This is a genomic window from Kribbella capetownensis (assembly GCF_004331485.1).
In the GTDB taxonomy this organism is placed as follows: domain Bacteria; phylum Actinomycetota; class Actinomycetes; order Propionibacteriales; family Kribbellaceae; genus Kribbella; species Kribbella capetownensis.
Genome location: NZ_SJKD01000004.1, coordinates 550,348 through 576,331, shown reverse-complemented (window position 1 = coordinate 576,331; position 25,984 = coordinate 550,348). Strand labels below are relative to the sequence as shown.

24 protein-coding genes are annotated in these 25,984 nt (G+C 67.2%); 11 read left to right on the top strand and 13 right to left on the bottom strand.

Going from position 1 to position 25,984, the window contains the following annotated elements:
- The first annotated feature begins 144 nt into the window (after positions 1-144).
- Both E0H75_RS20950 and E0H75_RS20945 read left to right on the top strand, forming a co-directional pair.
- Complete coding sequence (locus tag E0H75_RS20950) at positions 145-1,191, top strand: glycoside hydrolase family 43 protein (RefSeq protein ID WP_131515269.1); 1,047 nt, start codon at positions 145-147, stop codon at positions 1,189-1,191.
- A gap of 52 nt (positions 1,192-1,243) precedes the next feature.
- A complete protein-coding gene (locus E0H75_RS20945) occupies positions 1,244-2,482 on the top strand; it encodes a hypothetical protein (protein ID WP_131515267.1) in 1,239 nt (412 codons plus the stop codon).
- A gap of 56 nt (positions 2,483-2,538) precedes the next feature.
- Here E0H75_RS20945 and E0H75_RS20940 read toward each other — a convergent pair whose 3' ends face one another.
- The gene (locus tag E0H75_RS20940; RefSeq protein ID WP_131515266.1) at positions 2,539-3,168 is read right to left on the bottom strand and encodes a LysE family translocator; all 630 of its coding nucleotides are present in this window, start codon (positions 3,166-3,168) and stop codon (positions 2,539-2,541) included.
- A 27-nt stretch (positions 3,169-3,195) separates the two neighbouring features.
- Entirely contained in the window at positions 3,196-3,939 is a 744-nt protein-coding gene (locus E0H75_RS20935) for a metallophosphoesterase (protein WP_131515265.1), read from the bottom strand.
- Between the two features lie 33 nt (positions 3,940-3,972).
- Here E0H75_RS20935 and E0H75_RS20930 point away from each other — a divergent pair, with 33 nt between their 5' ends.
- Positions 3,973-5,286, top strand: a complete 1,314-nt coding sequence (locus E0H75_RS20930) for a nucleoside hydrolase (protein ID WP_337589512.1) — start codon at positions 3,973-3,975, stop codon at positions 5,284-5,286.
- Here the strand turns inward: E0H75_RS20930 and E0H75_RS20925 are convergent.
- From E0H75_RS20925 to E0H75_RS20890, 8 genes are read right to left on the bottom strand one after another with little or no spacing between them, the layout of a single operon-like run.
- Entirely contained in the window at positions 5,277-6,104 is an 828-nt protein-coding gene (locus E0H75_RS20925) for a sugar phosphate isomerase/epimerase family protein (RefSeq protein WP_131515263.1), read from the bottom strand. The genes E0H75_RS20930 and E0H75_RS20925 overlap by 10 nt on opposite strands.
- 1 nt (position 6,105) lies before the next feature.
- Positions 6,106-7,170: a Gfo/Idh/MocA family protein gene (locus E0H75_RS20920; protein ID WP_131515260.1), complete on the bottom strand. Its 1,065-nt coding sequence runs from the start codon at positions 7,168-7,170 to the stop codon at positions 6,106-6,108.
- A complete protein-coding gene (locus E0H75_RS20915; protein WP_131515258.1) occupies positions 7,167-7,919 on the bottom strand; it encodes a PIG-L deacetylase family protein in 753 nt (250 codons plus the stop codon). The genes E0H75_RS20920 and E0H75_RS20915 overlap by 4 nt, the downstream gene beginning before the upstream one ends.
- Positions 7,920-7,964: 45 nt before the next feature.
- On the bottom strand, positions 7,965-8,717 hold the full coding sequence (locus E0H75_RS20910; RefSeq protein ID WP_131515257.1) for a PIG-L deacetylase family protein: 753 nt from the start codon (positions 8,715-8,717) through the stop codon (positions 7,965-7,967).
- Positions 8,718-8,723: 6 nt separating this feature from the next.
- Positions 8,724-9,614 (bottom strand): carbohydrate ABC transporter permease, encoded by an 891-nt coding sequence (locus E0H75_RS20905; protein WP_131515255.1) that lies wholly within the window; start codon positions 9,612-9,614, stop codon positions 8,724-8,726.
- Positions 9,611-10,591: a carbohydrate ABC transporter permease gene (locus tag E0H75_RS20900; protein ID WP_238163161.1), complete on the bottom strand. Its 981-nt coding sequence runs from the start codon at positions 10,589-10,591 to the stop codon at positions 9,611-9,613. Before E0H75_RS20900 ends, E0H75_RS20905 begins: the two co-directional genes overlap by 4 nt.
- Entirely contained in the window at positions 10,584-11,861 is a 1,278-nt protein-coding gene (locus E0H75_RS20895; protein WP_165553894.1) for an ABC transporter substrate-binding protein, read from the bottom strand. Before E0H75_RS20895 ends, E0H75_RS20900 begins: the two co-directional genes overlap by 8 nt.
- Positions 11,858-12,955 (bottom strand): LacI family DNA-binding transcriptional regulator, encoded by a 1,098-nt coding sequence (locus tag E0H75_RS20890; protein ID WP_131515251.1) that lies wholly within the window; start codon positions 12,953-12,955, stop codon positions 11,858-11,860. The genes E0H75_RS20895 and E0H75_RS20890 overlap by 4 nt, the downstream gene beginning before the upstream one ends.
- Before the next feature lie 392 nt (positions 12,956-13,347).
- Here E0H75_RS20890 and E0H75_RS20885 point away from each other — a divergent pair, with 392 nt between their 5' ends.
- Together E0H75_RS20885 and E0H75_RS20880 are read left to right on the top strand one after the other, a co-directional pair.
- A complete protein-coding gene (locus E0H75_RS20885; RefSeq protein WP_238163160.1) occupies positions 13,348-14,091 on the top strand; it encodes a glucosamine-6-phosphate deaminase in 744 nt (247 codons plus the stop codon).
- Between the two features lie 104 nt (positions 14,092-14,195).
- The gene (locus tag E0H75_RS20880) at positions 14,196-15,179 is read left to right on the top strand and encodes a LacI family DNA-binding transcriptional regulator (protein WP_131515249.1); all 984 of its coding nucleotides are present in this window, start codon (positions 14,196-14,198) and stop codon (positions 15,177-15,179) included.
- A 1-nt stretch (position 15,180) separates the two neighbouring features.
- Here E0H75_RS20880 and E0H75_RS20875 read toward each other — a convergent pair whose 3' ends face one another.
- Both E0H75_RS20875 and E0H75_RS20870 read right to left on the bottom strand, forming a co-directional pair.
- Positions 15,181-16,056: an alpha/beta fold hydrolase gene (locus E0H75_RS20875; RefSeq protein ID WP_131515248.1), complete on the bottom strand. Its 876-nt coding sequence runs from the start codon at positions 16,054-16,056 to the stop codon at positions 15,181-15,183.
- Between the two features lie 138 nt (positions 16,057-16,194).
- Positions 16,195-17,259: an alpha/beta fold hydrolase gene (locus E0H75_RS20870; RefSeq protein ID WP_202873078.1), complete on the bottom strand. Its 1,065-nt coding sequence runs from the start codon at positions 17,257-17,259 to the stop codon at positions 16,195-16,197.
- Between the two features lie 112 nt (positions 17,260-17,371).
- On the opposite strand from E0H75_RS20870, the gene E0H75_RS20865 reads away from it, so the two are divergent.
- From E0H75_RS20865 to E0H75_RS20845, 5 genes are all read left to right on the top strand, one after another.
- Entirely contained in the window at positions 17,372-20,068 is a 2,697-nt protein-coding gene (locus E0H75_RS20865) for an MGH1-like glycoside hydrolase domain-containing protein (RefSeq protein ID WP_202873077.1), read from the top strand.
- A 357-nt stretch (positions 20,069-20,425) separates the two neighbouring features.
- Positions 20,426-22,633, top strand: a complete 2,208-nt coding sequence (locus E0H75_RS20860; protein WP_131515246.1) for a S8 family serine peptidase — start codon at positions 20,426-20,428, stop codon at positions 22,631-22,633.
- Positions 22,630-23,973 (top strand): MBL fold metallo-hydrolase, encoded by a 1,344-nt coding sequence (locus tag E0H75_RS20855; RefSeq protein WP_131515244.1) that lies wholly within the window; start codon positions 22,630-22,632, stop codon positions 23,971-23,973. Before E0H75_RS20860 ends, E0H75_RS20855 begins: the two co-directional genes overlap by 4 nt.
- 77 nt (positions 23,974-24,050) lie before the next feature.
- Positions 24,051-24,290, top strand: coding sequence for a VOC family protein (locus E0H75_RS45045; protein WP_420323297.1), 240 nt, complete (start codon positions 24,051-24,053; stop codon positions 24,288-24,290).
- Between the two features lie 37 nt (positions 24,291-24,327).
- A complete protein-coding gene (locus E0H75_RS20845; protein WP_131515243.1) occupies positions 24,328-24,669 on the top strand; it encodes a TraR/DksA family transcriptional regulator in 342 nt (113 codons plus the stop codon).
- A 4-nt stretch (positions 24,670-24,673) separates the two neighbouring features.
- Here E0H75_RS20845 and E0H75_RS20840 read toward each other — a convergent pair whose 3' ends face one another.
- On the bottom strand, positions 24,674-25,339 hold the full coding sequence (locus E0H75_RS20840; RefSeq protein WP_131515242.1) for a Type 1 glutamine amidotransferase-like domain-containing protein: 666 nt from the start codon (positions 25,337-25,339) through the stop codon (positions 24,674-24,676).
- 126 nt (positions 25,340-25,465) lie between these two features.
- On the opposite strand from E0H75_RS20840, the gene E0H75_RS20835 reads away from it, so the two are divergent.
- The gene (locus tag E0H75_RS20835) at positions 25,466-25,969 is read left to right on the top strand and encodes a hypothetical protein (RefSeq protein WP_131515241.1); all 504 of its coding nucleotides are present in this window, start codon (positions 25,466-25,468) and stop codon (positions 25,967-25,969) included.
- Positions 25,970-25,984 lie beyond the last annotated feature (15 nt).

Here is a 25,984-nt window from a genome sequence, read left to right as displayed (position 1 = left end):
CCGAGGCGCGTATCGACCGCCGCGGTCGACCGGGAGACATGTCACAAGGACTGTCAATCGACCGACAAACTTGGGTTTACAGCGTTGTAAAGCTGCGTATACGGTTGGGTCTCTCATTCGCGGGCGGGTCTGAGGAGGCGTGGCGTGAGTGGTCGAACGGGTACGCGGATGGTCGTTGCGTTGGCCGCTTGCGCGGTTGTCTTGCTGTCGACCATCGGGTCCGGTGCTGCTGCAGCCCGACGGCCGGTGCCCGCGCCGGTCTACGGGCCGAGTGCGGCTGACCCAGGTCTGTTGCGGGTCGGTAGCGACTACTACGCCTTCATGACCGGCGGTCCTCTGGCCGAGGTCGCGCGATCCAACACACCGGGTGGCCCGTGGACAGCCCAGCCGAACGCACTGAGCGGTTGGGGGGACTGGGCCAGCGGCGCGGGCGCGGTCTGGGCTCCGGATGCCTGGCAGACCTCGGCCGGCTGGGTGCTGTACTACGCGGCGCAGGCGAAGGGCTTCGCCGGACAACGGTGCATCGGGACAGCACTGGCCGACGATCCCGGCGGCCCCTACACACCGACCGGCACTCCCCTGATCTGTCCGATCCTGGGCGGCGAGGACCCGGTCGCGGGCCGGCCCGATGCGACCGCCGGAGTGATCGACCCGAATCCTTTCCAGGATTCCGATGGCCGGCGCTACCTGCTGTACAAGACGCAGAAGACGCCCGGCACCATCCGCATGTTCCCGCTGTCGGCGGACGGCCTGCACAGCCGTGGCGAGCTCAGCCACGAACTGGTGCGGCACGCGGACAGCATCGAGAACCCGGCGATGGTCAAGCGCGGCGACCAGTACGTCCTGCTGGCATCGGCGAACTGGTTCGACCAGTGCCGCTACTCGACCGTGTGGCGGCGGTCGACCGACCCATGGTCGTTCGCCGACAAGGAAGAGCATGTGCTGCTGGATCAAGCCAGCACCGGCCTGTGCGGCCCCGGCGGAGCCGACGTCGTGACCGGTGGTGGCGGCCCGGACCTGATCTACCTCCACGGTTGGGTGTGCACGGCAGATGACCAGCCATGCCAGTACGACGGCGTGGTGACCGACCCGAACAAGAGACGCGTCATGTACGCCGCGAGACTCGTTTGGGGCACGGACGGCGCCACGCCGGCCGTCTCCGCGTTCCTCCCGCCCGTCCCGGCGAGATAAGCAGGTCGGCAAACAGTCACGGCTCCGGGCTCGGGCGATGTTTCATGGTGGTGTGGAGCCGGATCAGGACGAGGTCCTCGAAGTCGGGAAGGCTTCGGGACGTGGGCGCCGGAGGGCCGGATGGATTCTGGCCCTGGTGGTGCTGACCCTGATCGTCCTCCACGCCTCGACGGATCGTTCGCACCAGGCCGTGCCGAGTCCCACTCCGTCCGACCTGATCAGCACGGTCCCAGACGGGCGGACGGCGCGCGCTTGGCCGACGGCACCCGGCGCCTGCGGAGCGGACACCCTGCTGCCGATCGTGTCGAGTGCGCCACCCGCGGAGCACACCGGGATCGAGGTACTGCTCGGTGGAGATCGACTCCGACTCGTCGGGTTCGACAGCGGCGAAGCGACGACCTTGCCTGACGCAGTCGTCCGCCCGGGCGAGTACGCCGCAGTGCTGGCAAGCGATCCGATCACGGCGTACGCGACCACCGGGGCGTGCGACGAGACGGCTCCCTACGCGATGTTGCGCATCAGCGTCGATCACCAGGTGAATGTCATCCGCCCACTCGGTCCGACCGAGTCACCGCTGACCGATGGCAATCGGGTGTGGATCGCTTCCTTCGCCAGTGACATCGACAACCCGTATGCGACGATCACTCCGGTCGCCGGCGGGCAGCGGGTGCGGCTCCCGCACGGCTTCTACGCATCCGCAATCGTGGGCGACACGATCGTCGGCCAGATGCAGCCCGATCCGGGGATCTCACCGACGTGGCTCGCGCTCGTCGACGCACGGACCGGTCGGTTGCTGGCAAAGCTCGAACAACACGTGGCGCCGCTCGCGGCCGGCGCAGGCCAAGTCCTGTGGACCAGTGGCTGTGACGACGACACATCACCGTGCATGCTCCGGCGCCGGGCGATCGCCGGCGGGGAAACCATCGGATCCCCTCTGCCGCGCCCAGCCTGCTGCGGCGTCGTCAGCCCTGACGGCACGAGGATCGCCTTCCTGATCGAACGGGCACCGACAGACTCACAGTTCGCCCGCCACCCGCTCCCGTCCATGGACATCGCGATCATGCAGCTCGGCACCGGCCGGCTCGACATCGTGCCGGGCATCGAACTGCCCGCCAAGTCTCAACCCGGTCTGGCATTCGCCGGGCGTGGAGACTGGTTGGTGATCGCCCTCAACGCGGGCTCCCGCACCCGGCTACTCGCCTGGCGGCCCGGACTGCGGCAACCGTACGAGACAAACGCCGTTCCCGGCCCCGTCCACGACCCTCCAACACTCGTCGTCACCAGCCACTGAGCACCCCAGCTCGTCGACCGCGAGCGTGGCGTGTTCGATGAGCCGACCGGATCCGGTCATCGTGCCGCTGCTGCTGTCCTGAGGCCGAGGCCCACCAGGACCACCGAGGTGATCCTGCTGGTGATGAGCTTGGCCCGGGCGCCGCGCAAACCAGGCGAAGCGCGGCGGATGACGATGGTCCAGAGCACGAGCCACAGCCCGATCAGCAGCGCGTGTGCGGTAGCCAGGGCCAGGATCTGACCAGCGACGGACTCACTGGGCGCGGTGAACTGAGGAATCAGCGTCAGGTAGATCGATGCAGCCTTCGGATTCAGGACGTTGGCGAGCAATGCCTGCCTGTAGAGGGATCCCGTCGACCTCGGCAGGCGCCGACGGGTGGTCATGGCGCCGGCACGCGACGTCGTTGTGTACCAGTTCCACAGTCCGAGGCCGATGAGGTAGGCGGCTCCGGCGAGCTTGACCGCGGTGAAGGCACGGCTTGATTGCATCACCAGAACCGACAGACCCGCCAACGCCAGGGTGGCGTGCACGTACAGACCGCTGACCGTGCCCGAAATGACGGGGAATGCCCGCCGGCGCCCACCGTCGCTGACGTGCTGGATGAGCAGGGTGAGGCTGGCACCAGGGGTAGCAATGAGCGGAAGGACCGCCGCGGCGAATCCGGCGACGGCAGAGCGGTGGATCATGGCATCTCCACGGTCGGGGCGAGGGGATCAGAGCACGACCCGGTAGTGCGTCGTCAGTCGTCCGTCGTCGTCGAGAATGTGGAAGGCGAGTCCGGGCGGCTGCTCGAGGTCCGCGGCGTGATCGCCCTCCCACGGAAGGCGCAGCGTCCAGGTGATCGCCGGGCCGACGATCAGCGGCCGCCCGGCGAACGTCGAGACTGCCGCAGTGTGGGCGTGTCCGGTGATGACGGCGGCGACCTGCGGATGCTTCGCAAGTACGGCGGCCAGTTCGCCGGGACTCTCGAGCATCCCGGCGTCAGGGAGCGGATGGTGCAGCTCGACCGGTGGCTGGTGGAAGCAGATCAACGCTCGAGTGTCCTGCGGAAGCTCGGCGAGGGTGGTGTCGACCCAGGCCAGAGTCTCCGGTGCGAGCCTCCCCTCGTCGCGGCCGGGGATCGTGGCGTCGCACATCAGCACGGCCGTCCCGGCGATCAGGTGCACCTGATTGACAGGGGAACCGTCGGGCTCCTCCCCCAGCAGCGCTTTTCGGTACGCCGGGCGCGCGTCGTGGTTCCCCGGACACATCAGCACGGGGAACTCGGCAGCCAGGATCTGTGCGGCCTCCTCGTACTCGGCCTCGGCGCCGTGATCGGCGATGTCGCCGGTGACCAACAGGCCGTCCACCGGTCGCGGCAGATTCCGCAGGTAGTCCATGACACGGACGGCACGGCGGGTCGCCCGCTCACTGCCGTCCAAGTGCAGGTCGCTGATCTGGGCAAGCAGCACTGACATTTCTCTCCTCCATCAGCAGGTCTGTCATCCCTAATGGGATATCGACTCTCTTCCGTTAGGCACGGTAGCCTGGGTTCATCGCCACCAGCAAGCGATATTTCCGGCCGGCCACCGACCACCTCGTTCGTGGTCGCCGCGGTTCGGGATGAAAGCGGTCTGAAAGCGAGGTCGGGAAGACTCGTCGCTTCGATCGGTTCGACCTTGGAGTTGTCGATGAAGCGAGCCACGCAGGTCAGTGCCCGCGCAGGGAGATCCCGGTTCCGGAAGACTGTCGCCGCCCTGGCAGCCGGAGCGGCGCTGAGCGTTGCCTCCGTCGGAGTAGCTCCGGCCACGGCGGCCACCGTGACGGAAACGGCAGGGCACCGGCCTGTTCCGGTTGTCTACGACAGTGACTTGGACTTCGACGATGCGTCGACGCTGGCGTTCCTGTGTCAGGCGCACAAGCAAGGCCGGATCGAACTGCGCGCCGTCACGGTGGTGAACAACGGCATCGGTACGGCGGGCCGGTCGTTGACGCATGCCCGGACAATTCTCCGCAAGTGCGGTCTTCCGCGCGTTCCGGTGGCCGACGGTTCGCCGACCGGTGTGCACCAGGCCCCGCCAGAGGCGAGGGAGACGTTCGAGCGCGTCCTGACCGGAGCGCTCGACGACGCCGACCAACCCGACCAGCCGTCCGCGTTGACCGCGGCACAACTCATCGCCAGGTCGGTCCTGAGCTCACGCGACCCCGTCACGGTGCTGGCTACCGGCCCGGTCAGCAACGTGGCCGCGGCGTTGCGCGAGCACCGGGGTGTTGCGCAGAGGATCGCGTCGCTCTACATGATGGGCGGAGCGTTCGACGTACCAGGCAATCTCTTCGGTTCGACCACCGGCGGGTTCGACAACACCCAGGAGGTCAACCTCTGGATCGATCCGAACTCAGCCGACTTCGTCTTCAAGACGATGCCTGCCGGCCGGGTCCGGATCGTTCCGCTGGACGCCACGAACCATGTGATGATCACCCAGGCGTACGTCGACCGGCTCGGCGCCTCTGCCCGCACGGTGGAGGCCCGGCTTGTCCACACGATCCTCACGCAACCGGACCTCCCGCCGCTGATCGAGCTCGACATCATGTTCTGGTGGGACGCACTCGCCGCCACGTCACTCGTCCTAGGACCGCGCGACGACCTGGTCCAATACCAACCGCGACGTGTCTCCGTAGTCCTCGACGGCGCCTCATCAGGCCGCACGATCGACTCGCCTGACGGCACACCCCAACTGGCCGGGTACACCGCCGACGGCGCACGCTTCGAAGACACGTTCACAACAACCCTCAACGGCGGCCGGCACCAACTGGGTCAGCGGTAAGCGATGTTCTCCTGTTCGAGGATGTGGGTGAAGGCGGTTGTGGCTTGCTGGAAGAGGTCGATGCCGCTGAAGCCTCCGGCGGGGCCGGCGGTGCTGAGGTGGGGTTCCATCGAGAAGAAGCCGTCGAAGCCGTCCGCCTTCAGGGCGCGGATCGTCTCGACGACCCCGCCGTCGCCGGCACCCGCCACGACCACGCGCTGGTCGGCCAGCAGGGCGTCCTTGATCTGCATGTACTCCAGATGTGGCCGCAACAGCTCGAAGGCTTCCGGGAAGGGCGAGATCCCGCACTGGACGAAGTTCGCCGCATCCCAGGCGATCTTCAGGTTCGCTGAGCCGACGGACTCGATGATGTCGAGGCAGCGTTCCGGCAGGTCGCCGTAGATCTTCTTCTCGTTCTCGTGCAGCAGGATCACCTCCCGCCCCGCGGCCCGCTCGGCGAGCGTCGACAGCCGTCGCAGTACCTCGTCACGGTGCTGCTTCGGCTCGTCGCCGTCTGGATAGTAGAAGGAGAAGATCCGGAGGTACGGCGCCTGGAGCACCTCCGCGACGTGCAGAGCCCGGTCGAACCGGCGCAGATGCTCATCGAAATCGTCGACGACCGAGACCTTGCCGATCGGCGAGCCGATCGATGATGTCTGGATGCCGCTGTCGCGCAACTGGGCGGCCACGGCGGCCAGTTGCTCGTCGTCCAGGTCGAGCACATTCGTGTTCCAGGCGCTACGGAACTCTAGGTAGCCGATGCCCAAGCCGTTGAGCACCTCACACTGCACCGACAGTTCGGGTGAGATCTCATCGGCGAAGCCGGACAGTGTCCACATCTCATTCTCCGCTCAGCGCGACCGGCGCTTCGGTCTTGGAGGATTCGTACACGGACACGATGAACTCCAGCGCCCGGCGGCCGTCCTGCCCTGAGCTCAGCAGCGGGGTGCCCGACTTGATGGCACTGATCAGATCCACCATCTGGCGGCGATGCCCCTCGTGCTTGATGGCGGTGGGATCGGAGGCGGCCGTCGTCGCCGAGACCCCCTCGGAGGACGAGGACTTGCGGTTGCCATAAGCACCGGTCTCGCCCTTCTCGTCCTTGAGCTCCTTCATCACGATGGTCCCGTCGTCGATCGCCACGGAGCCCTCCGTACCGCAGATCTCCAGTCGCTCCGGAAGCCCCGGGTACATCGTGGTGCTCGCATGCACCGTGCCGACGGCACCGCTGGCGAATCGCACCAGTGCCGCCGCATCGTCCTCGACCTCGATGTCGTGCGCGAGGGTGTTGGCCTGGGCCACCAGGCTCTTCACCGGACCCATCAGCCACAGCAGCAGGTCGACGTAGTGGACGCCCTGGTTCATCAGGCTGCCGCCGCCGTCGAGCTTCCAGGTGCCTCGCCAGTCGGCGCCGTCGTAGTAGGCCTGGGTGCGGTACCACTTGGTCGACGCCGTCCCGACCACGAGCCGGCCGAGCCGGCCGGAATCGATCAGGCCACGCACTTCCTGCAGCCCGTCGTCGAAGCGGTGCTGGGAGATCACGCTGAGCTGGACGCCGGCGTCGGCGCAGGCGGTGATCAGCCTGTCCGCCATCTCCAGCGTGACGTCGATGGGCTTCTCCACGAGCACGTGCTTGCCGGCCTGCGCGGCCGCGATCCCGATCTCGGCGTGCAGGCCGCTCGGGGTGGCGACGCAGATGACGTGGATGTCGTCGCGGGCGAGCATGTCGTCGAGGCTCGCGAAGCTCTGTACGCCGAACTCCGCGGCCAGAGCGTCGGCGCGCTCACCGATCACGTCGTTGACGCCGATCAGCTTCGCCTCGGGAATCTCGCTCAACGCGTTGGCGTGCCAGCGGCTGATCACGCCGCAGCCGACGATGCCGAAGCCGAGAATGTCGTCACTCATACCTGAGGGCCTTTCGCTGGTTCGGTTTTCAGGATCTCGATGCTGCGGAAGCTCTCCGCGAACGCGACACCGATCTTCGCACCCGCCGCGCGCAGCGCCGGCCCGGGCCGGTCGTCGAAACTCCAGGCGGGCTTGCCGGTCTTGCCACCGAGCTGGCTGGTGTGGCACTTGATGGCGCGGGCCTTGAGCTCCACGACGTCCGTCACATCGATGATCCGGTCCGCGTCGCCGTTGGCCGGGATCCAGACATCGTTGACCCGGTGCGGCTCGAACCCCTCGTCGAGCAGGTCCGTATAGGCGCGCGGGCTGCTGGCTTCCGGGTACGTCGCGATGAGCGTCGCCTCGGCCGCCGCCATGTGATCGGCATGGGACAGCGAGATCGGCATGTCCAGGACGCGGAACGGCGCCATCGTGAGGATGAGCTGGGGCTTGTAGCGCCGAATCTCACGGACGATGTCGTGGCGGAGGTCTTCGGTCACTTCCAGCGTGCCGTTCTTCCGGCCCAGGTACCTGACCTCCTTGACGCCGAGCACGTCCGCCGCGGCCCGCTGCTCGGCCGCACGGATCGCCGTCAGCTCGGCATCGGTCATCGACGGATCCGTGCCGCCGCGGCTGCCGTCCGTACAGCACACGTAGTTCACCTCTGCCCCGCGCCGGGTCAGCGCGGCGACGGTGCCGCCGAACTGGAACTCGGCGTCGTCGGGATGGGCGAAGACGGCGAGGACGCGCCGGTAATCCTTGAAATACATCGGTCTCCTCGAGAGTGCGTCGGCCGGGGATGGACCCGGCGGGATTCAGGCCTGCGGGCTGGGAGCCGGTTCGGAGGTCGTGATCTCGATGGTGCGGAAGCTCTCGGCGAAGGCGACGCCGATCTTGGCGCCGGCCGCCCGCATCCTCGTGCCCATCCGGGGCTCGAAGGACCAAGCCGGTTTGCCCGTCTTGGCGCCGGCCTGGCTCTTGTGGCAGAGCCAGGCCCGTGCCTTCACCTCCACCGTGTCTGTGACGTCGATGATGCGATCAGCCCCGTTCACCGCCGGAATCCAGACGTCGTGCACGCTGTGCGGCTCGAACCCCTCGTCCAGTAACTCGGGATAGGCCCGCGGGCTGTCGGCCTCGGGGTACACCGCGACGAGCGTGGCCTCCGCCGCGTTCATGTGATCGGCGTGCGAGAGGCCGATGGGCGCGTCGAGCACGCGGAACGGCGAGAGCGTCAGGATCAGCTCGGGCTTGTGCCTGCGGATCTCCCGGACGATGTCGCGGCGAAGGTCAGTGGTGACCTCCAGGGTGCCGTTCTTCAGGCCGAGGTACGTCACCTCCTTGACGCCGAGCAGATCGGCGGCCGCCCGCTGCTCGGCCGCGCGGATCGCGGTCAGCTCGGCATCGGTCATCGCCGGGTCGGTGCCGCCCCGGCTGCCGTCCGTACAGCACACGTAGTTGACGTCCGCGCCTTGCTGGACCAGCCGGGCGATCGTGCCGCCGAACTGCCCCTCGGCGTCGTCGGGATGGGCGAAGACCACCAGGACCTTCCGGTAATCCTTGAAGTACATGTCACCTCACTTGATGCCGGTCGTGGCGATGCCCTCGACCAGCAGTTTCTGGAACACGAGGAAGAACCCGATGACGGGCAGCAATGCGAGAGTCGACATCGCCAACAGGCCCGCGTAGTTCGAGGTCGCGGTGTTGTCGATGAACGATCTCAGCGCCAGCGGCACGGTGAACTTCGACGTGTCGGACAGATAGAGCAACTGACTGAAGAAGTCGTTGTAGGTGAAGATGAAAGTGAAGATCGCCGTGGTCGCGAGCGCCGGCAGACACAGCGGCATCATGATCCGCCAGTACAGTCCGAGCGGTCCGCAGCCGTCCAGGGCCGCCGCCTCGTCGAGTTCGCGCGGCACGTTCCGCATGAACTGGATCATCAAGAAGATGAAGAACGCGTCGACGGCCAGGAACTTCGGCACCACCAGCGGCAGGATCGTGTCGACCATACCCATCGTGCGGAAGAGCACGAACTGCGGTACGACCAGTACGTGGAACGGCAAGATGATCGTACCCATCATGATCGCGAACATCTTCCCTTTGAACCGGAACTCGAGCCGGGCGAACGCGAACGCCGCCAGCGAGCACGACAGCAGGTTCCCGACGATGCACAGCACGCAGATGACGAACGAGTTGAGGAAGTAGCGCCAGAAGGGAAAGCCCAGCGCCGACCAGCCCGAGATGTAGCCCTTGAGGTTCGCACCCTTGCCGGGAAAGGGATTCGCGGTACCGAGGATCTGGCTCTCAGGCTTGAACGACGATCCGAACATCCACAGCAGGGGGTAGATCATCAGGACCGCTCCGAGGATCAGCACCGCGTGCTTGACGATCCGGCGCCACAGCGGCTTGCTGTTCTTCACCTGGGGCCGGGTGCGGACCTGCCCCACGTCGATGCTGCTCGTCGTCATCTCGAATCTCCGTAGAACACCCAGTACTTCGCGGTGAAGAACAACAGCCCGGTGATGGCGCCGACCACGACCAGGAGCACCCAGGCCATCGCGGAGGCGTATCCCATCTGGAGGTTCCCGAAGCCCTGGATGTAGAGGTAGAGGGTGTAGAACAGCGTGCTGTCGACGGGTCCGCCGGTGCCGCTGCTGATGATGAAGGAAGGCGTGAAGGCCTGGAACGATCCGATCATCTGCAGCACGAGGTTGAAGAAGAGGATCGGGGTCAGCAGCGGGAACGTGACGTTCCAGAACTTCCGTAGCGGCCCGGCGCCGTCGACGGCCGCCGAGTCGTACAGGTCCTGAGGCATCTGGCGCAGGCCCGCCAGGAAGATCAGCATGGGTGAGCCGAACTGCCAGGCTTCCAGGACGATGAGGGTGTTGAGCGAGGTGGCCGGGCTGGTCAGCCAGCCCTGGCTCTCGATCCCGAACAGGGCCAGGAACGACTGGAAGATGCCTGGATCACCGAAGATCTGACGCCAGAGGATCGCGATCGCCACACTGCCACCGAGCAGCGAGGGCACGTAGTAGATCGCCCGGTAGACCGACATGTGCCGCATACCGTCCTTGAGCAGGATCGCGATCAGCAAGGCGATCCCGAGCTTGATCGGCACCCCGATGAACACGTACTTCACCGTGACGATGACCGAGGCCCAGTAGCGCTTGTCGTGGAACATGTCGCTGTAGTTCTTCAAGCCGACCCAGTGCGGGCTGGCCAGCAGGCTGTAGTCGGTGAAGGAGAAGTACAGCGAGGCGATGATCGGCCCGAGGGTGAGGCAGACGCAGCCGATGATCCACGGGGTCAGGAACAAGTAGCCTGCCTTGCCGCTCTTGCCTTTCTTGTTCATCGCCGCGCCCTCCGGCGGGCGAGCCAGGTCGGCGGTGCCCGGGGTCGGCACCTCGACCTGCTCGCCCGCGCTCCGGACCAGCGAACTACTCACCGGCGGCGGCCTTGATCTCGCTGAAGTACTGGGCGCCGGCCTGCTCCGGGGACAGCTTCTTGGCCAGCACCGCCTCGGCGGCCCGGGTCAGGCTGTCCTGGACCTTGCTGCCGATGCTCGGCGGCGAGGCGGGCTGCGAGGCCGGGGAGATCGTGTAGGAGTCCATGAAGCCGAGCATGGTCTTGATCGCCCCGGTGGCGCCCTGGCTCACGGTGTCGAGCTGCTTCTTCGAGGCCGGGATGGCACGGTCCAGGCCGAGTTCCTTGAACGCCCCCGGGTCGGTGAACCAGAGGTTCAGGAAGTCCTTGGCAGCCTGCGGATTCTTCGTCTTCGAGGAGATGCCCCAGCCGAAGAAGGCATTGACCTCGCCGCGTCCGGACGGGCCGGTCGGACAGGGCGCCAGGCCGAGCGGGACCTTGTTGACCTTCTGATAGCCCTGGAACTGCACGATCGGGCTCATCGAGATCACGGACTTGCCGGTGGTGAGCGGATCGACAGCCGCGCCGCCGTTGGACACGTACGTCTGGCTCTCCGCACCGGGAGCGATGGCGCCGCGGTCGCGCAGACCGCTCCAGTACTGATACCAGGCCACGGCGTCGCCCTCGTCGTGTGCCAGCTTGCCGTCGGTCGAGAACAACCCCTTGCCGCGGCTGGTCAGCCACGACGCCCAGGTGTTCGACTCGGCGCTGTTGTCACTCATGCCATACACGCCGTTGCCGAGCTTCTTGGCCAGCTCGACGCCGAAGTCGCCCCATGCGTTCCAGTCAGCCGGATCCTTCGGAACGGCCAGCCCGCTCTTCGTCACGAGCTCGGTGTTGTACATGACGGTCAGGTACTGGTACCCGAAGTTGATGCCGTAGAGCTTGCCGTCGATCTTGCCGGTCTCCAACGACGCCTTGGCGTAGTCACCCAGATCGACATCGCCGAGATCGAGCAGCAGGCCGTTCTTCACGTAGGCGGCGAGGTTCGGCAGGTTCAGCTGAATGATGTCGGGCAGGCTGTTCGACGCCGCCAGCGTGTTGAGCTTGTTGAAGTAGTCACCGAACGGCAGGAACTGCCCCTTCGCGGTGTTTCCGGGGTACTTCTTCCCATACATGGCAAGGATCGAGTTGGTGATCGCCGCCCGGTCATCGGCGCCCCACCAGATGACCTCGAGATTCGCCGCGCCCTTGGCGTCACCACCGGCCGAACCTCCGGAACAGGCGGTCAGCCCGGCGGCGGAGAGCGAAGCCAGGCCGGCGGCCGCTAAGAAGTTGCGCCTCGTAATCATGTTTCTTTCCTTCCAGGACTGGACGGTCCAGCGACCTTGCCGGACGGCAGGCATCCGGCTGACTGACGGTGGTGCGGAGGTTCTGGCGAACTGGAGTCCCTGACCACGAGTTCCGTGTCGAGCCGGACCGCACGCATCGACTGCCCCGCGATGGTGTCGACGAGCATTTTCAGGGCCCGCTCAGCGGCTTCCTTCACCGGAAGCCGGATGGTAGTGAGCGGAGGATTGAGCAGTGCTGCGAACATCTGGTCGTCGATCCCGACCACGGCCAGATCACGGGGAACCGACAGCCCCCGGCGCTGGGCGGTACGGATCACGACAGCCGCCACCGAATCGTCGGAGGCGATGACGGCCGTCGGCGCGGGATCGAGATCGAGAAGCTCGCCGGCGGCCCGCTCCCAGGTCAACGGATCGGCGGTGTAGTCCGCGTGGCGGACATAGTCCTCCTGGTACGGCAGGCCGGCCTTCTTGAGGCCCCGGCGGTAGCCTGCGGCACGCTCGCGCGTGCTGTCACGGGATCGAGGACCTCGCAGGAAGGCGATCCGCCGGTGCCCCAGATCGTGCAGATGCTCGACCGCGCCGCTGACGCCGGCCCGATCGTCCCAGCTGACCCGACCGAACTCCGGACCGGGACGCCGCCGGTTGATGACGACGGCAAGGATCCCGGCGGCGGGGAGATCAGACAGATGGGTGTTGTCCACCGCCTCCGAGTTGGCGATGAAGATGATCCCGTCCACGCCCTTCGTGCGCAGGACCGTGACCACCTCGGCCTCGTCCCGGGAACCGCGGGCGTGGCAGACGATCAGGTTGTAGCCCGCGTCGCGGGCCGCCGTCTCGAGGGCACCGACCGCGCTGAAGAACAGCGCCGTCTCGATCTCGGCAACGACCAGCCCGATGGTCGCGGTCCGTCCGGTGACCAGCCCACGGGCGATGCTGCTCGGGCGGTAGCGGAGCGTCGAGATGACACCGCGGACCCGTTCCAGCGTTTCCGCCGACATCCGCAGAGTGCGGCCGTTCAGAACGTTCGACACCGTACTCACGGAGACCTCGCTCATCTCGGCGATCTGCCGGATCGTCACTCGATCAGAGCTCATCGCCGACCTCCTGGTAGAACGTTTTAGTAAAACGCTCCATCAAGCCAACCGAACAAAGCATGGACAATACGATGGAATGGCCGCGCGGACATTTCGGCAGATCCTTTGTCACCGATTCTCCGCACCCGCACGACTGACACTCTCCCGCCGAGTCGTGAAGGATTTCCTCACGCCGGCCGAGAGACGTCCGCCCTCTCTGGATCGTTCGGTCATTAGAGCATGCAACCGCTTGCAGGTCAACGACTCCACGACCGCTCGGTCGGGCCGCACCGCCCGGCCGTTCGACGCCAGTACACCTACGGACAGGCTCGGAGGCACGCCAGCGCGGCTTGACCTGCAAGCGGTTGCAGCCCAAGCTATGCAGCATGACAACGCCAACGATCGAGCCTTGGGTGCGCATCTTCTCCGATCCCGTCGCGACGGGACGGGCGGCCGCGGCCGATATCGCGGCCGAGCTGCGCCGGGTCATCTCCCGCCAGGGACAAGCACGGGTGATCTTCGCCTCCGCACCGAGCCAGGCAGAAACCATCAATGCATTGCTGGCCGAGCCGGATATCGATTGGTCCGCCGTGACGGCATTCCATATGGACGAATACATTGGCCTCGACGCCGACGATCCGGCCGGATTCGGCAATTGGCTCAAGAAAGCGCTGTGGAATCGGGTGCCACTGGGCACCGCACACGTGCTCGACCCGACCCACGGGGCGGCCGACGAAGCCCGCCGCTATACGGATCTGCTCGCGGAGGCACCCATCGACATCGTCTGCCTGGGCATCGGCGTCAACGGCCACATCGCCTTCAACGATCCGCCGGTCGCGGACTTCGACGACCCGCACGCGGTGAAGGTGGTCGAGCTCGACGAGATCTGCCGGCAACAGCAGGTCGACGACGAGTGCTTCGACTCCTTCGCCGACGTACCCACGCGCGCGTTGACCCTCAGCGTTCCGCGGCTGCTCGACGCGGCCCGGCTGTTCTGTGTCGTGTCGAAGGAGGGCAAAGCCGAGGCTGTGCGGGCCACGCTGCTCGATCCACTGGGCGAACACTGCCCGAGCACCATCCTGCGCACCCATCCGGGGTGCACCCTCTATCTGGACGCGGACGCCGCGAGCCGGCTGCGCGCGACTCTGGGTGCCTGACCGCGCCTTCCCGAGCCGCGGAAGACGTGCCGCGATGTCGATAGAGTGCACGCGGGGGCGAGTGCCGATCGCGCCGGTGCCCGAGAACAGAAGGAAGCCGACCCATGACGAAGGTCACCATCTACTCGATCGCCGACGCCCTCGGGGTGTCGGGATCCACGGTGTCCCGGGCCTTCACCCGTCCGGATCAGGTGCGCGACGACGTCCGGGCGCGGATCCTCGCCAAGGCCGATGAGCTGGGCTATCAGCCGAACAGGTCGGCACGTCGCCTGGCCACCGGCCGTACGGGCGCCATCGGGCTGTACATCCCCGACATCACCAATCCGTTCTTCCCGCCACTGGTCCGCGCGATCCAGCAGGCGGCGGCGGACAACGACGCCTCGGTCATCATGGTGGACGCGGAAGAGAGCACCTCGGCGGAGGCCGCGCTCATCCGCCGGTTGGCAGGACAGGTGGACGGCGTGATCGTGGCGTCGCCGCGCGGTACTCCGGCCCGGCTGCGCGACGCACTCGGCTCCACCCCGGCGATCGTGGTGAACCGGGAGATGATGCACACGACCACGGTGATCTGTGACAACTCGGCGGCACTCGCGCAGGCCGGCGACCATCTTCGCGACCTGAACCACGAGACGGTCGCCCTGCTGCACGGCCCGTCGGCGTCCTGGGCGGCCCGGCAGCGTGCCTCCGCGATCAGGAAGTGGGCCGCGTCAGCCGAGGTGGAGCTCATCGAGCTCGGACCTTTCGAGGCCTCGTACGAGGGGGGCAGGGAGGGAGCCGCGGCCTTCGCCGACTCCCCCGCGACGGCGGCCTTCGCCTTCGACGACCTGACCGCGTGCGGTGTCGTCGCGGGACTTGCGGAGCGGGGACTCTCTGTGCCGCGCGATCGCTCCATCGTCGGCTGCGACGATGTACTGCTGGCCAGGGTTCTGACGCCGAAGCTCAGCACCGTGAGCGCGCCGATCGGGAGGCTCGGCGCGGCCGCGGTGGATCTACTGGGCGAGGTGATGGCAGGCAAGCAGCCCGCCTCCCTCCGGATCCAAGGGGACTTCACCCCGCGCCAGTCGTCGGGACCGGCCCCGACGACCTGAGTCAGGCGACGTCCTCTGCGAGCTCGGCGACCTCGCGATCGAAGCGGGCCTGGTCCTCGACGAAGGGCATGTGGCCCACGCCTTCGTACCAGGACGGCCTGGCGGTCCTGCAGACGTCGAGAACGTGTTCGGCCATCGAGGGCAGCACGATCGTGTCGGACCGTCCGTGGGTCACGAGCACGGGCACCGACAGCCCGGCCAGTACGTCGTCGCCGTCGATCCGGCGCGAGATCAACGCCCCCTTCACCTCGGGCGGAACGACCATGTTCCAGGCCAGGGCCGCGCTCCAGTCGTCCGGCTCGAGCGGCTCGGCGGTGCTGACGCCGAGAAAGCGTCGTACGGCGGCGATGTTCGTGGCCAGGTCGGGCAGGCTGGCGTCCGGAGCGTTCTCGAGGAATCCAGGGCCGATGTTGTCGAAGGTGGGTGGCTTCATCATCACGGCAGCCCCGACCAGGTTGACGGCCCCGATCCGGTCCTCGCCGTACGCCCGGATGTAGTCGGAGACGATGAACCCGCCATACGACCAGGCGACCAGCACTGGCCGGTCCAGGCCCAACTGATCGATGACCGCCGCGAGATCGTCTGCCCACAACTGCGGTTCGCGATAGCTGTCTGCGCCCAACGGCTTCTCGGACATGCCGTGGCCCCGGTTGTCGAACGCCACCAGACGAAACTCGTCGGCGAGCCGGCCCTGCATCTGCCGCGCCCAGCAGACGTGGCTGGCCGACCAGCCGTGAATGAAGACAACAGCACGTCCTTGCCGGTTTCCCCATTCGCGGGCGTGCAGCCTGACACCTCCCCCACCGCGGATGTCGTACGTCGCTGTCGGCTCGGCGAGAACCGCCGTTGCTTGATCGGAAATGACCATGTGCTCCATCGAACGCCTCCTTCGACCGGCCCGGGACCCGGGCGCTTGTCCTGATACCTGTGAAGGTAGGCAGCCGCGCGAGTCGCTCGCATCGGAGTCAGCACGCAATGCCGCGGCGTTGGGCTGGCGGTCAACACGCAGCCGGGATCAGGGACGCTGCGCCTCGGAGAACCTGGCCGCCGCGGCCGCGCGTCCTGCCTTGCCGGAGACGCGCAGCTTGACGTATGTGTTCGTCAGATGACGCTCGACAGTGCGGACACTGAGGCTCAGCCTGTCGGCAATCACCTCGTTCGTCAGTCCGGCCGCGACGAGCGCGAGGACGTCCAGCTCCCGCGGACTGAGCTCCTCGATTCCTGCTCCCGGACTCGCACTGACCGGTTCCGTCCCGAGGAAGGCACGCAACTCGGCGACGAACCTCGTCCACGCGGGCTCGTCCGACAACAGGATGTGGTTCGCCGACTCCAGCAGGACCAACTGCGCTTCGGGGAGCAGGGTGGCGAGCAGCCGGCCCTCGTCCGCCGGCACGACTCGGTCCTCCGCCGCGTGGACGACCAGCGTCCTCGTCCGCACCCGCGCCGCGAGGTCCACCACGTTGAGACGGCCACGCGCGTCGTACAGACGTACTGCGGTCGCGGCCGAGGTGGAGTGTCGCTGCAAGTCGTCGTACCATCCCATCTGCTCGGGCGTGCCGGCTGGGAGGAACAGCATGCTGAAGAGGTGCCGGAACGTCGGATCGGGGTTCGCCCAGCCGGCCGAGATCGCTGCGACCAGCGCCTCCTGCAGCCGGCGCTCCCCCGCGCCGCGAAGGGTCCGGCCACGCGCGTATCCCCCGTAGAGAACGAGATGCGTGAGCCGCTCGGGATGACGAGCCGCGTACGCGACCGCGACCGCCGCACCGGCCGAGACGCCGAGCAGCGCGAACCGATCGACGCCGGCCGCATCGACCACCGCTTCGAGGTCAGCCACCCAGGCGTCGAACGAGATGTCGTCGACGTCGCGATCCGAGAGCCCACAGCCGCGCTCGTCGTACCGGATCAGAGTGTGCCCGTCCCCGAGAGCGTCGAGCCAGTGGCGCCAGACCGGGCTCTCCCAGTCGAACTCCAGATGGGTCATCCAGGTCGCCACCCGGACGATCGGCGGACCGCCACCATGGACGGCATACGCCAGCTTCACCGCATCCGGCGCCGCGCAGTAGCCGACCTTCTGTCGCACCTGCCGATCGTAGCGAGAACAGCTCTGCATCATCAGCCGCAGACGAGGCGGGAGGTGGCGCGGCTGTCGAACAATGGGCACAGGCTGGGAGCGCCACCGCTGGGAGGGCCACGTGACAACAGAGCCTCACGCGTCCGGAGTCGAACACGAGCGGATGGCGGGTGACCGCCGCGACTGGTATCGGTGGGGTCCGTACCTGAGTGAGCGTCAGTGGGGCACGGTGCGGGAGGACTACAGCGCCGACGGCGAGGCGTGGGGGTACCTCTCGCACGAGAGTGCCCGCTCCAGGGCGTACCGGTGGGGTGAGGACGGACTCGCCGGGTTCAGCGACAGCGAACAGCAGCTGTGCCTGGGGCTGGCGTTGTGGAACGGGCGCGACCCGATCCTCAAGGAGCGGCCGTTCGGACTGACCGGCGCGGAGGCGAACCACGGCGAGGACGTCAAGGACTACTGGTGGTACCTCGACGCCGTACCGAGCCATGCCTGGAACCGCTGGCGCTACCACTATCCGCAGCGCGCGTTCCCCTACGAGGACCTGCGCGCCGAGAACGGCAGGCGCGGCAAGCACGATCCAGAGTACGAGCTCCTCGACACCGGGGCGTTCGACGAGGATCGGTACTGGATCGTCGAGGTGCACTACGCCAAGGCGAGCCCGGCCGACCTGTTGATGTCGATCCAGGTCACGAACGCCGGACCGGACCCGGAAACACTGCACGTCCTGCCGACGGCCTGGTTCCGCAACACCTGGTCGTGGAGCCCGGGTGCACAACGACCCGAGCTCGCCGCCACCGGCGCGACGAGCGTGCACGTCTCGCACCCATCCCTTGGCGAGCTGGAACTACTCACGGCACCGGGACCGGACGGGACGGCGCCGACTCTGGTGTTCTGTGACAACGAGACCAATACCCAGCGCCTGTACGGCGTTGCCGGGTCAACGCCGTACCCGAAGGACGGCATCAACGACCACGTCGTCACCGGTGCACCGACCGTCGATCCGGCGCAGCGCGGTACCAAGTGCGCGGCCTGGTACCGCGTCGAGGTCGCGCCGGGTGCGACCGCGGAGCTGCGGTTACGGCTGCGTCCGGCAGGGTCAGGCGCTGACGCCGGGACCGCGCTCGGATCGGAGTACGAGGACGTCGTCAGGACCCGCCGGTCGGAGGCTGACGAGTTCTACGCCGACCTCACCCCGGCGGCCGCCTCGCCCGACGAGGCGATGGTGATGCGACAGGCCTTCGCCGGGATGCTGTGGAGCAAGCAGCTCTACTACTACGACGTTGCCCGCTGGCTGGACGGCGACCCGGGACAGCCAGTGCCGCCGGCTTCGAGGCACACCGCACGCAACCATCGATGGCGCACCTTCAACGCCTTCGACGTGATGTCGATGCCGGACAAGTGGGAGTACCCCTGGTTCGCCTCCTGGGACCTCGCGTTCCACTGCATCGCGCTGGCCCACGTCGATCCCGAGTTCGCCAAGAACCAGCTGCTGCTGGTGTGTCGCGAGTGGTTCCAGCACCCGAACGGCGCGCTTCCGGCGTACGAGTGGGACTTCAGCGACGTGAACCCACCGGTCCAGGCGTTCGCGGCGCTCGAGGTGTTCGCCATCGACGGCGGCCGCGATCTCGACTTCCTGAGCCGGATCTTCGACAAGTTGCTGGTCAACTTCACCTGGTGGGTCAACCGGGAGGACGCCGACGGGTCGAACCTGTTCGAGGGCGGGTTCCTCGGGCTGGACAACATCGGCCCGCTCGACCGTTCGCACCTGCCGGTCGGCGGGGTGCTCGAACAGGCCGACGCCACCGGCTGGATGGCGGCGTACGCGCTGGCGATGACGACGATCGCGGCGATCCTGAACTGGACCGGGCACCGGCCCGCGCGCGACCTGGTACACAAGTTCCTCGAGCACTTCGCCGCGATCCGCTCCGCGATGGCCCAGCAGGGCATGTGGGACGAGGCCGACGGCCTGTTCTACGACCGGATCGCCACCCCCGGCGGCGTCGTACCGGTGAAGGTGCACTCGATGGTCGGCATCATCCCGATGCTCGCGGTGGCCGTCATCGACGACCAGTTGCTCGAGCGAGCTGTTGCCCCAGGCAAGCAGTTCGCCGAGTTCCTCGATCGCCAGGGATTGCGGGACCGCGAGAGTCTGGCGGAGGCCGGCGTACTGCGGGGCGACACCGGGCAGCAGCGACTGCTGATGGGAGCCGTCGGGGTCGAGCAGGTGCTGCGCCTGTTCGGCAAACTGTTCGATCCCGAGGAGTTCTTGTCGCCGCACGGACTGCGCTCGCTGTCCGCCATCCACCGCGACCACCCGTACACCCTCGAGGTGGAAGGGATGCGCGCCACGGTCGACTACGAACCGGCCGAGTCGACCACGGACATGTTCGGCGGCAACTCGAACTGGCGCGGGCCTGTGTGGTTCCCGCTGAACTTCCTCGCGACCACCGCTCTGCTGCGCTACCACCGCTTCTTCGGCGATGACCTGAAGGTCGAGTACCCCACCGGATCGGGCGAACTGCTTGCTCTCGACGCCATCGCCGACGACCTGTTCGGCCGGCTGGTGTCGATCTTCCTCGTCGGTCCGGACGGCCGGCGGCCCTGCTTCGGCGTGGTCGACCGGCTGCAGAGTGACCCGAACTGGAAGGACAACCTGATGTTCCACGAGTACTTCCACGGCGACAACGTCGCCGGTCTGGGCGCCGCGCATCAGACCGGCTGGACCGGGATCGTGGCCGACCTCATCCGGCGCAGGCACGGGTCGGTGCAGTCCATCGGGGATGTCCTCCGCACGATGGGCAACAACTCCGCTTGAGGGCGGGCTGTTTCGGCCCGCCCTCACGTTTCGTCGGTCAGCTGTGGTGGTGGTCCCGTTGGCACCGCCTGTCGCCGTGGCCGCCAGCCCGATCGCGAAGGCCGCAGCCACCCAACGTGCTCGTCTTGCCACCATGTGCTCCCTCCCTCACTGAGGATGTAACCGTCGTCACACCCGATCAACGATGTCGGGGCTCAAGGTTCAATCACCTGATCCGGCCGCTGAGGTCACAAGTGGTCGTTGGCCTCTACTTTGTCGACGAGATGAGGTCCATCATCGTTGTGTAGCGCAGTGGCTCTGTCGCGACGCGTTTCGTGACCGGACGGCCGGCGCTGGGGGACGAAACAGGGGGATGCTATGGCCGCGCCGAAAATCAGGTCGCTCGATCCACGGCTGTCGCCGAAGCTCGATGTCTTCTTGGGCGGGACCGACCAGGTCAACCAAGCGCGGGCGGAGCAATGCCCGTCCGTCGCCTTGGCAGAGCCTGCGGTCGACGGCACGGGAACCGCGCCCGTCATCAGAGAGGCGCTCGCGCCCGGTGAGTTCCGCGAGACCATCGACGTCGGGGGCGAGGCTCCGGTCGACGCCGCGAGTCCGCGAGCCCCGACCGCTCTGTCGCCGGCGGAGGTGATCGCCCTTGCGGCGAAGGCCCCGCCGGAGGCGCCACCGGAGAACGTCGTCTTCAGCCTCTTCGTCAAGCTCGATCGGGACCTGACGCCGAAGGTCCGTGACGATGCCATCGATGCGGTCAACCGTTATGCCAAGAGGTCGCGCTGGAAACTCGACACCGGAGTGGTCGAGGTCGCCGCGAAGGACGTGCGAGACCTGCTGGTCAATGCGGCCGTCGCCTACGTCGAACCGGGCCAGGCGTTACGCGGTCCGGAGCCGGTGGTGGGCCACAACATCACGAACGGCCCGGGCGATGTGCGGCGGGTGAAGGCGGAGAGCGCTCGCCACCACGACGGTCAGGATGTCCTGGTCGGGATCATCGACGTCGGTGGATTCGACTTCGCCCACCCGGACTTCCTGGACAAGAGCATGACTCGCTGGGTTGCCATCTGGGATCAGGCCGGCACCTCTCGCCCCGCTCCAGCCACCCGCAATCTGGGGCGGTACGTCGGTTTGGACTACGGCTCGGAGATTCGCGGTGAGCACATGAACGCCGCCATCGAGGGCGCCCGCAGCCGGAACATGGCCGCCAGCAGCCTCGAGCCCCAGTCGCAGATGGTCATCGGGTCGCACGGCACCCATGTGGCATCGATCGCCGCCGGGAACGACGGAGTTGCTCGCAACGCGTTCATCGCGGGCGTTCTTCTCGCGCTGCGCCCCGAGGACACTGTTGCGGCGTCGAGCTTCTACGACTCCACGCGCATCGCCGACGCTGTCGAGTACCTGATCGAACTGGCAGCCGAACTCGGCGACGGCAACACCCCTCTCCCGCTGTCGATCAACATCAGCCTCGGGACCAACGGTCACGCCCACGACACCTCGAGCGCCATGGCCCGGTGGATCGACAATGCCCTGGCGACGCGCGGCAGATGTGTGTCCGTCGCGGCCGGCAACGCGGGCCAGGTCGAGCCCGGCTCGCCCACCGACCGTGGGTACGTCAAGGGACGGATCCACGCCAGCGGCAAGATCCCCGCGACCAACCTGCGACGCGAACTCGGCTGGATCGTCGGCGGAGACGGCGTACAGGACATCTCCGAGAACGAGCTGGAAATCTGGTACGGCCCGCAGGACCGCTTCGACGTCGAGGTCAAGCCGCCCGGTCAGCCCTGGCTGGAGCCGATCAAGCTCGGCCAGATGACCCGGAATGCGCTGCTGGCCAACGGCACGGTGCTGAGCGTCTACAACGAGGCCTATCACCCCGCCAACGGGCTGAACCGGATTTCGGTGCTGCTCTCACCGTTCTTCGGGCCGCAGGAGCCAGGCGGTAGCCCGCAACTGGGTCCGATCGCCTCCGGGGAGTGGCGGGTCCGCCTCACCGGGGCGGTCGTGCGCGACGGCAGCTTCGACGCCTGGATCGAGCGGGACGACCCACGGCGGGTGCCCGGATCCGCGCAACAGTGGCGCTATCCGTCGTACTTCGCACCAGGCTCGTACACCGACGACCGGATGATCGGCTCGCTGGCCTGCGCCGAGCGCCTCCTGTCCGTCGCGAACGTCGACATCGATCGCAACGCCGCCCATGTCACGTCCAGCCGCGGTCCGACCCGGGACGGCCGGCCCAAGCCAGACATCGCCGCGAACGGCACCGCTGTGATCGCCGCCAAGGGCTTCGACAGCGAGGTCCCGTGGATCGAGATGACCGGCACCAGCATGGCCAGCCCGCAGGTCTGCGGCGTCGCCGCGCTGATGCTGGGGATCAAGCCCGATCTGACGTCAGCGCAGATCCAGGGAATCCTGCGGTCGACATCGGCACCGCTTCCTGGCCAGACCTTCGGCTGGCGCAACGACACCGGCTTCGGCCTGATCGACGCCGCCGCCTGTGTGCGGGCAACCGCGAAGTTCACCGACATGGTGATCAGGTCGACCGCCGCAACCGAGAGTGGGAGCACGAAATGAAGCTCGAGGTGTTCTTCGCCAAGGACGGGGACTGTCTGCTGCTCACGTCGGCCGACGGCCACCACATCTTGGTGGACGGCGGGCGAACCGCCAGTTTCGAGTCACAGACGCGCCCGGTCCTGCAGGATCTCGCCGACAACGGCGCACCGCTCGACCTGGTCGTCGTCAGCCACATCGATGCCGACCACATCTCGGGAATCATCCCGTTGCTGCAGGACGTCGCGGCCTGGGAGGTGCACGACTTCCAGGTGAAGGAAGGAAACAACCCCACCTTCCCGGAGCCGAAGCGTCCGCGTCCACCGGAGATCCTCGGGCTGTGGCACAACTCGTGGCGTGCGCAGCTCGGCGACCTGGCCGGACCGATCAGTGCGATCGCCACGCAGGTCTCCGAGGCCATCGAACTCGCTCCCCGCAGCGACGCCGAGAGTACCGGCCCGGCACGGATCGCGCTCACGTCCATCGTCGACCTCACCGAGAGCATCAGCGACGGCATCGAACTCATGAGCCTGGTCGACGACCAGACGCCTGTCCCCCGCAACAAAGGCTTCAGGAACAAACTCGTGCGGCTCCGCAAGCCCATCCAGCGCCGGCACTTCGGGAGCCTCACGCTCACCGTTCTGGGACCGACCGAAGAACACCTCGACGACCTGCGGAAGGAATGGCGCAAGTGGCTCGAGGACCTGCTCGGTTCGGGACGGCAGGCTGGGCCCCGCGGCGACGGGCAAGGATCGGCCGGCGGACCCGGGCTCGGTCTCGATGGTCTGCTGCCGGCCGGCCCGCCGACCTCGAGGGGCGAGGCCGAGGCCCTCATCAGCTCCATCAGCAACGCGGCGGAGATCATCGCAGAGTCGAATGCGGCGCGAGTGACACCACCCAACCGCGCCTCGATCACCGTGCTCGCGGAGGAAGACGGCAAGACCTGCCTGCTCACCGGGGATGCCGCCGAAGACGAGCTCCTCGAGGGCCTGGCGGCCGCTGGGCGCCTGGCCGGCGGGCCGTTCCGCTGTGACATCCTCAAGGTCCAGCATCACGGCTCGGAGAACAACCTGAGCACGAAGTTCGCCGACCAGGTGCACGCCGACCACTATGTGTTCTGCGGCGACGGCGCCCACGGCAACCCGAATCCGCGGGTGATCGCAACCATCGTCGAATCCCGGCTCAAGGGCCCCGGCCGGTTCACGATGTGGTTCAACTGCTCCGAGGACCGCACCATCGCCAGCCGCCGGGAAGCTCTCGCAGCAGCCATCAAAGAAGCCCAGGATGCGGAGTCGCGGCATCCGGACCGCATCGAAGTGAAAGTCCTCGACGACACGCAACCCTCGTTCGCCGTTGAGCTGTAGTGCGGTGGTGGATCCCTTGGAGGATTAGGGTTGCGGAATGGCTCTGCGGCTTGTTCAGGTGAATTTGAAGGCTCGGGATGACTCGGCGGCGGGGCGTTTCTGGGGGCGGTATCAGCGTCGATGTGATCGCCGTACCGGATCCTGAAACTGTGAGGTACCGCGAGCACATCGAGCTTGGCACCACCTCCGCGGCGCATCACGCGGAGTTGGTTGCACGGTTGAAGGAGCTTGGCGCGACGTCTGCCGATGGAGGCCGAAGCGACGTAGCTCTGGCTGCCCCGGAGGGGAACGTGTTCTGCGTCCTCGGCCCAGCCTGATGCGGAGCCTCGGCGCCAGCGGTGTCAGGATTGACGGATGGATGGGGCTCGCGAGCTGCTCGAGGCGGAACGGCGACAAGCGCTCCGTCGCCTCGCGGACCTGACCGGCGACTTCAACGAGGTGGTCGCTGCCTCCCGTGACGCCAACGCCGACGACGAGCACGATCCTGAGGGTGCGACGATCGCGTTCGAGAGGTCGCAGGTTTCGTCGCTCGTGCTGCAGGTCCAGGGTCACCTCGCAGAGGTCGACGCAGCACGCGATCGGCTGGCGGCCGGCACCTATGGGATCTGTGAACGGTGCGGACAGCCGATCGCGAAGGGCCGGCTCGAGGCGAGACCGACGGCACGCACCTGCATCGGGTGCGCGTCGTCAGGATGAGGTTCTAGGAGTCGAGGCGCTTCCACTGGCCCTCGGAGATGACTTCGACGGTGCCGTCGGTCACCTTGATGGCTGTCTGGTCGTCGATCGCGTACGCCGGACCCGCGATGTCGGCGGCCCACCTCTCGGCCTCGGCCAGGGTGTTGTCCGGCATGGACTCGTGATCCAGGTGCGGGAAGATCGAGAAGTCGACGACCCCAAGCGTTCGGTCGTCCGGTGCAGTCGGCCACGCGACGAAGTCCGCACCGATCCGCGGTGTCATCACCATGCTGCCGGCACTCACCCCCACCCAGACCGTGTCGGGCAGCGACGGCATGAGGTCCGCCAGCCCGGACTGCCGCATCCAGTGGCACAGGTACGTCGCGTCGCCTCCGTCCACCAGCAGGACGTCGGCCTCCCGGACCCAGGGGACCCAGCGCTGCTCACCGATGCTGGGCAGCGCGGTGAGCTCCAGCAAGCCCACCGACTTCCATCCCAGGCTGCCCATGTCCCACGTGGGCTCGGCGGCAACGAAGCCGCGTACCGATGCCGGCCCGCACATCGGGTGACCCCACTGCGCGGTCGGGATCAAGAGCGCGTTGCAGTCGGCGATCGGTTTGCCCAGGAGGTCCACGAGCGCGTCGCGGATGCTCGGGTTCGTGATGCCGCCGGAAGTGAGAAGAAGCCTCACGCTTGCCTCCTGGGCGTAGCGGTCATGAGAGTCGGGCGATCAGGTGCAGGAGAAGACAGACTGGACCATAGCGCAACCATCGCCGTACCGGCCGGTGCGTCGAACCCGTGGTTGGAGAGCGTCGACATGAGCGAGGCAAGGGAACAAGAGGCAGGGCGGAGTACAGGTCGGGCGTGGTCCTCGGCCGGCGCGATCTACGGCACCATCGCGTCGATGGCCGTGGTTGCCGGCGGTGCGCAGCACACTGCCATCGGCCGGCTGCTGGTGGTGACCGTCATGACCTTGGCCATCTTCTGGCTGGCACATGTGTACGCCAACGCGCTCGCTCACCATCTCACTGCGGCGGACGGCCTCGACTGGAGTGCGGTGCGGAGTGCGATGGCCGAAGAGTGGCCCCTGGTGACCGGACCGCTGCCGGCTCTGGGACTCCTGGCGCTCGGGGCCCTCGACGTACTGCCGGACGATCTGGCGATCAGCCTGATGCTGTGGTGCGGTGTCGCGCAGCTCCTCGTCTGGGGAATAACGTTCGCCCGCCGCCAGCGCTGGGGCTGGCCGATGGCGCTGACCGCCGGCGCCGTGAACGCGACGTTCGGCATCGTCATCGTCGTTCTCGAGGTGCTCATCCACTGACTTGACCTATCCCGG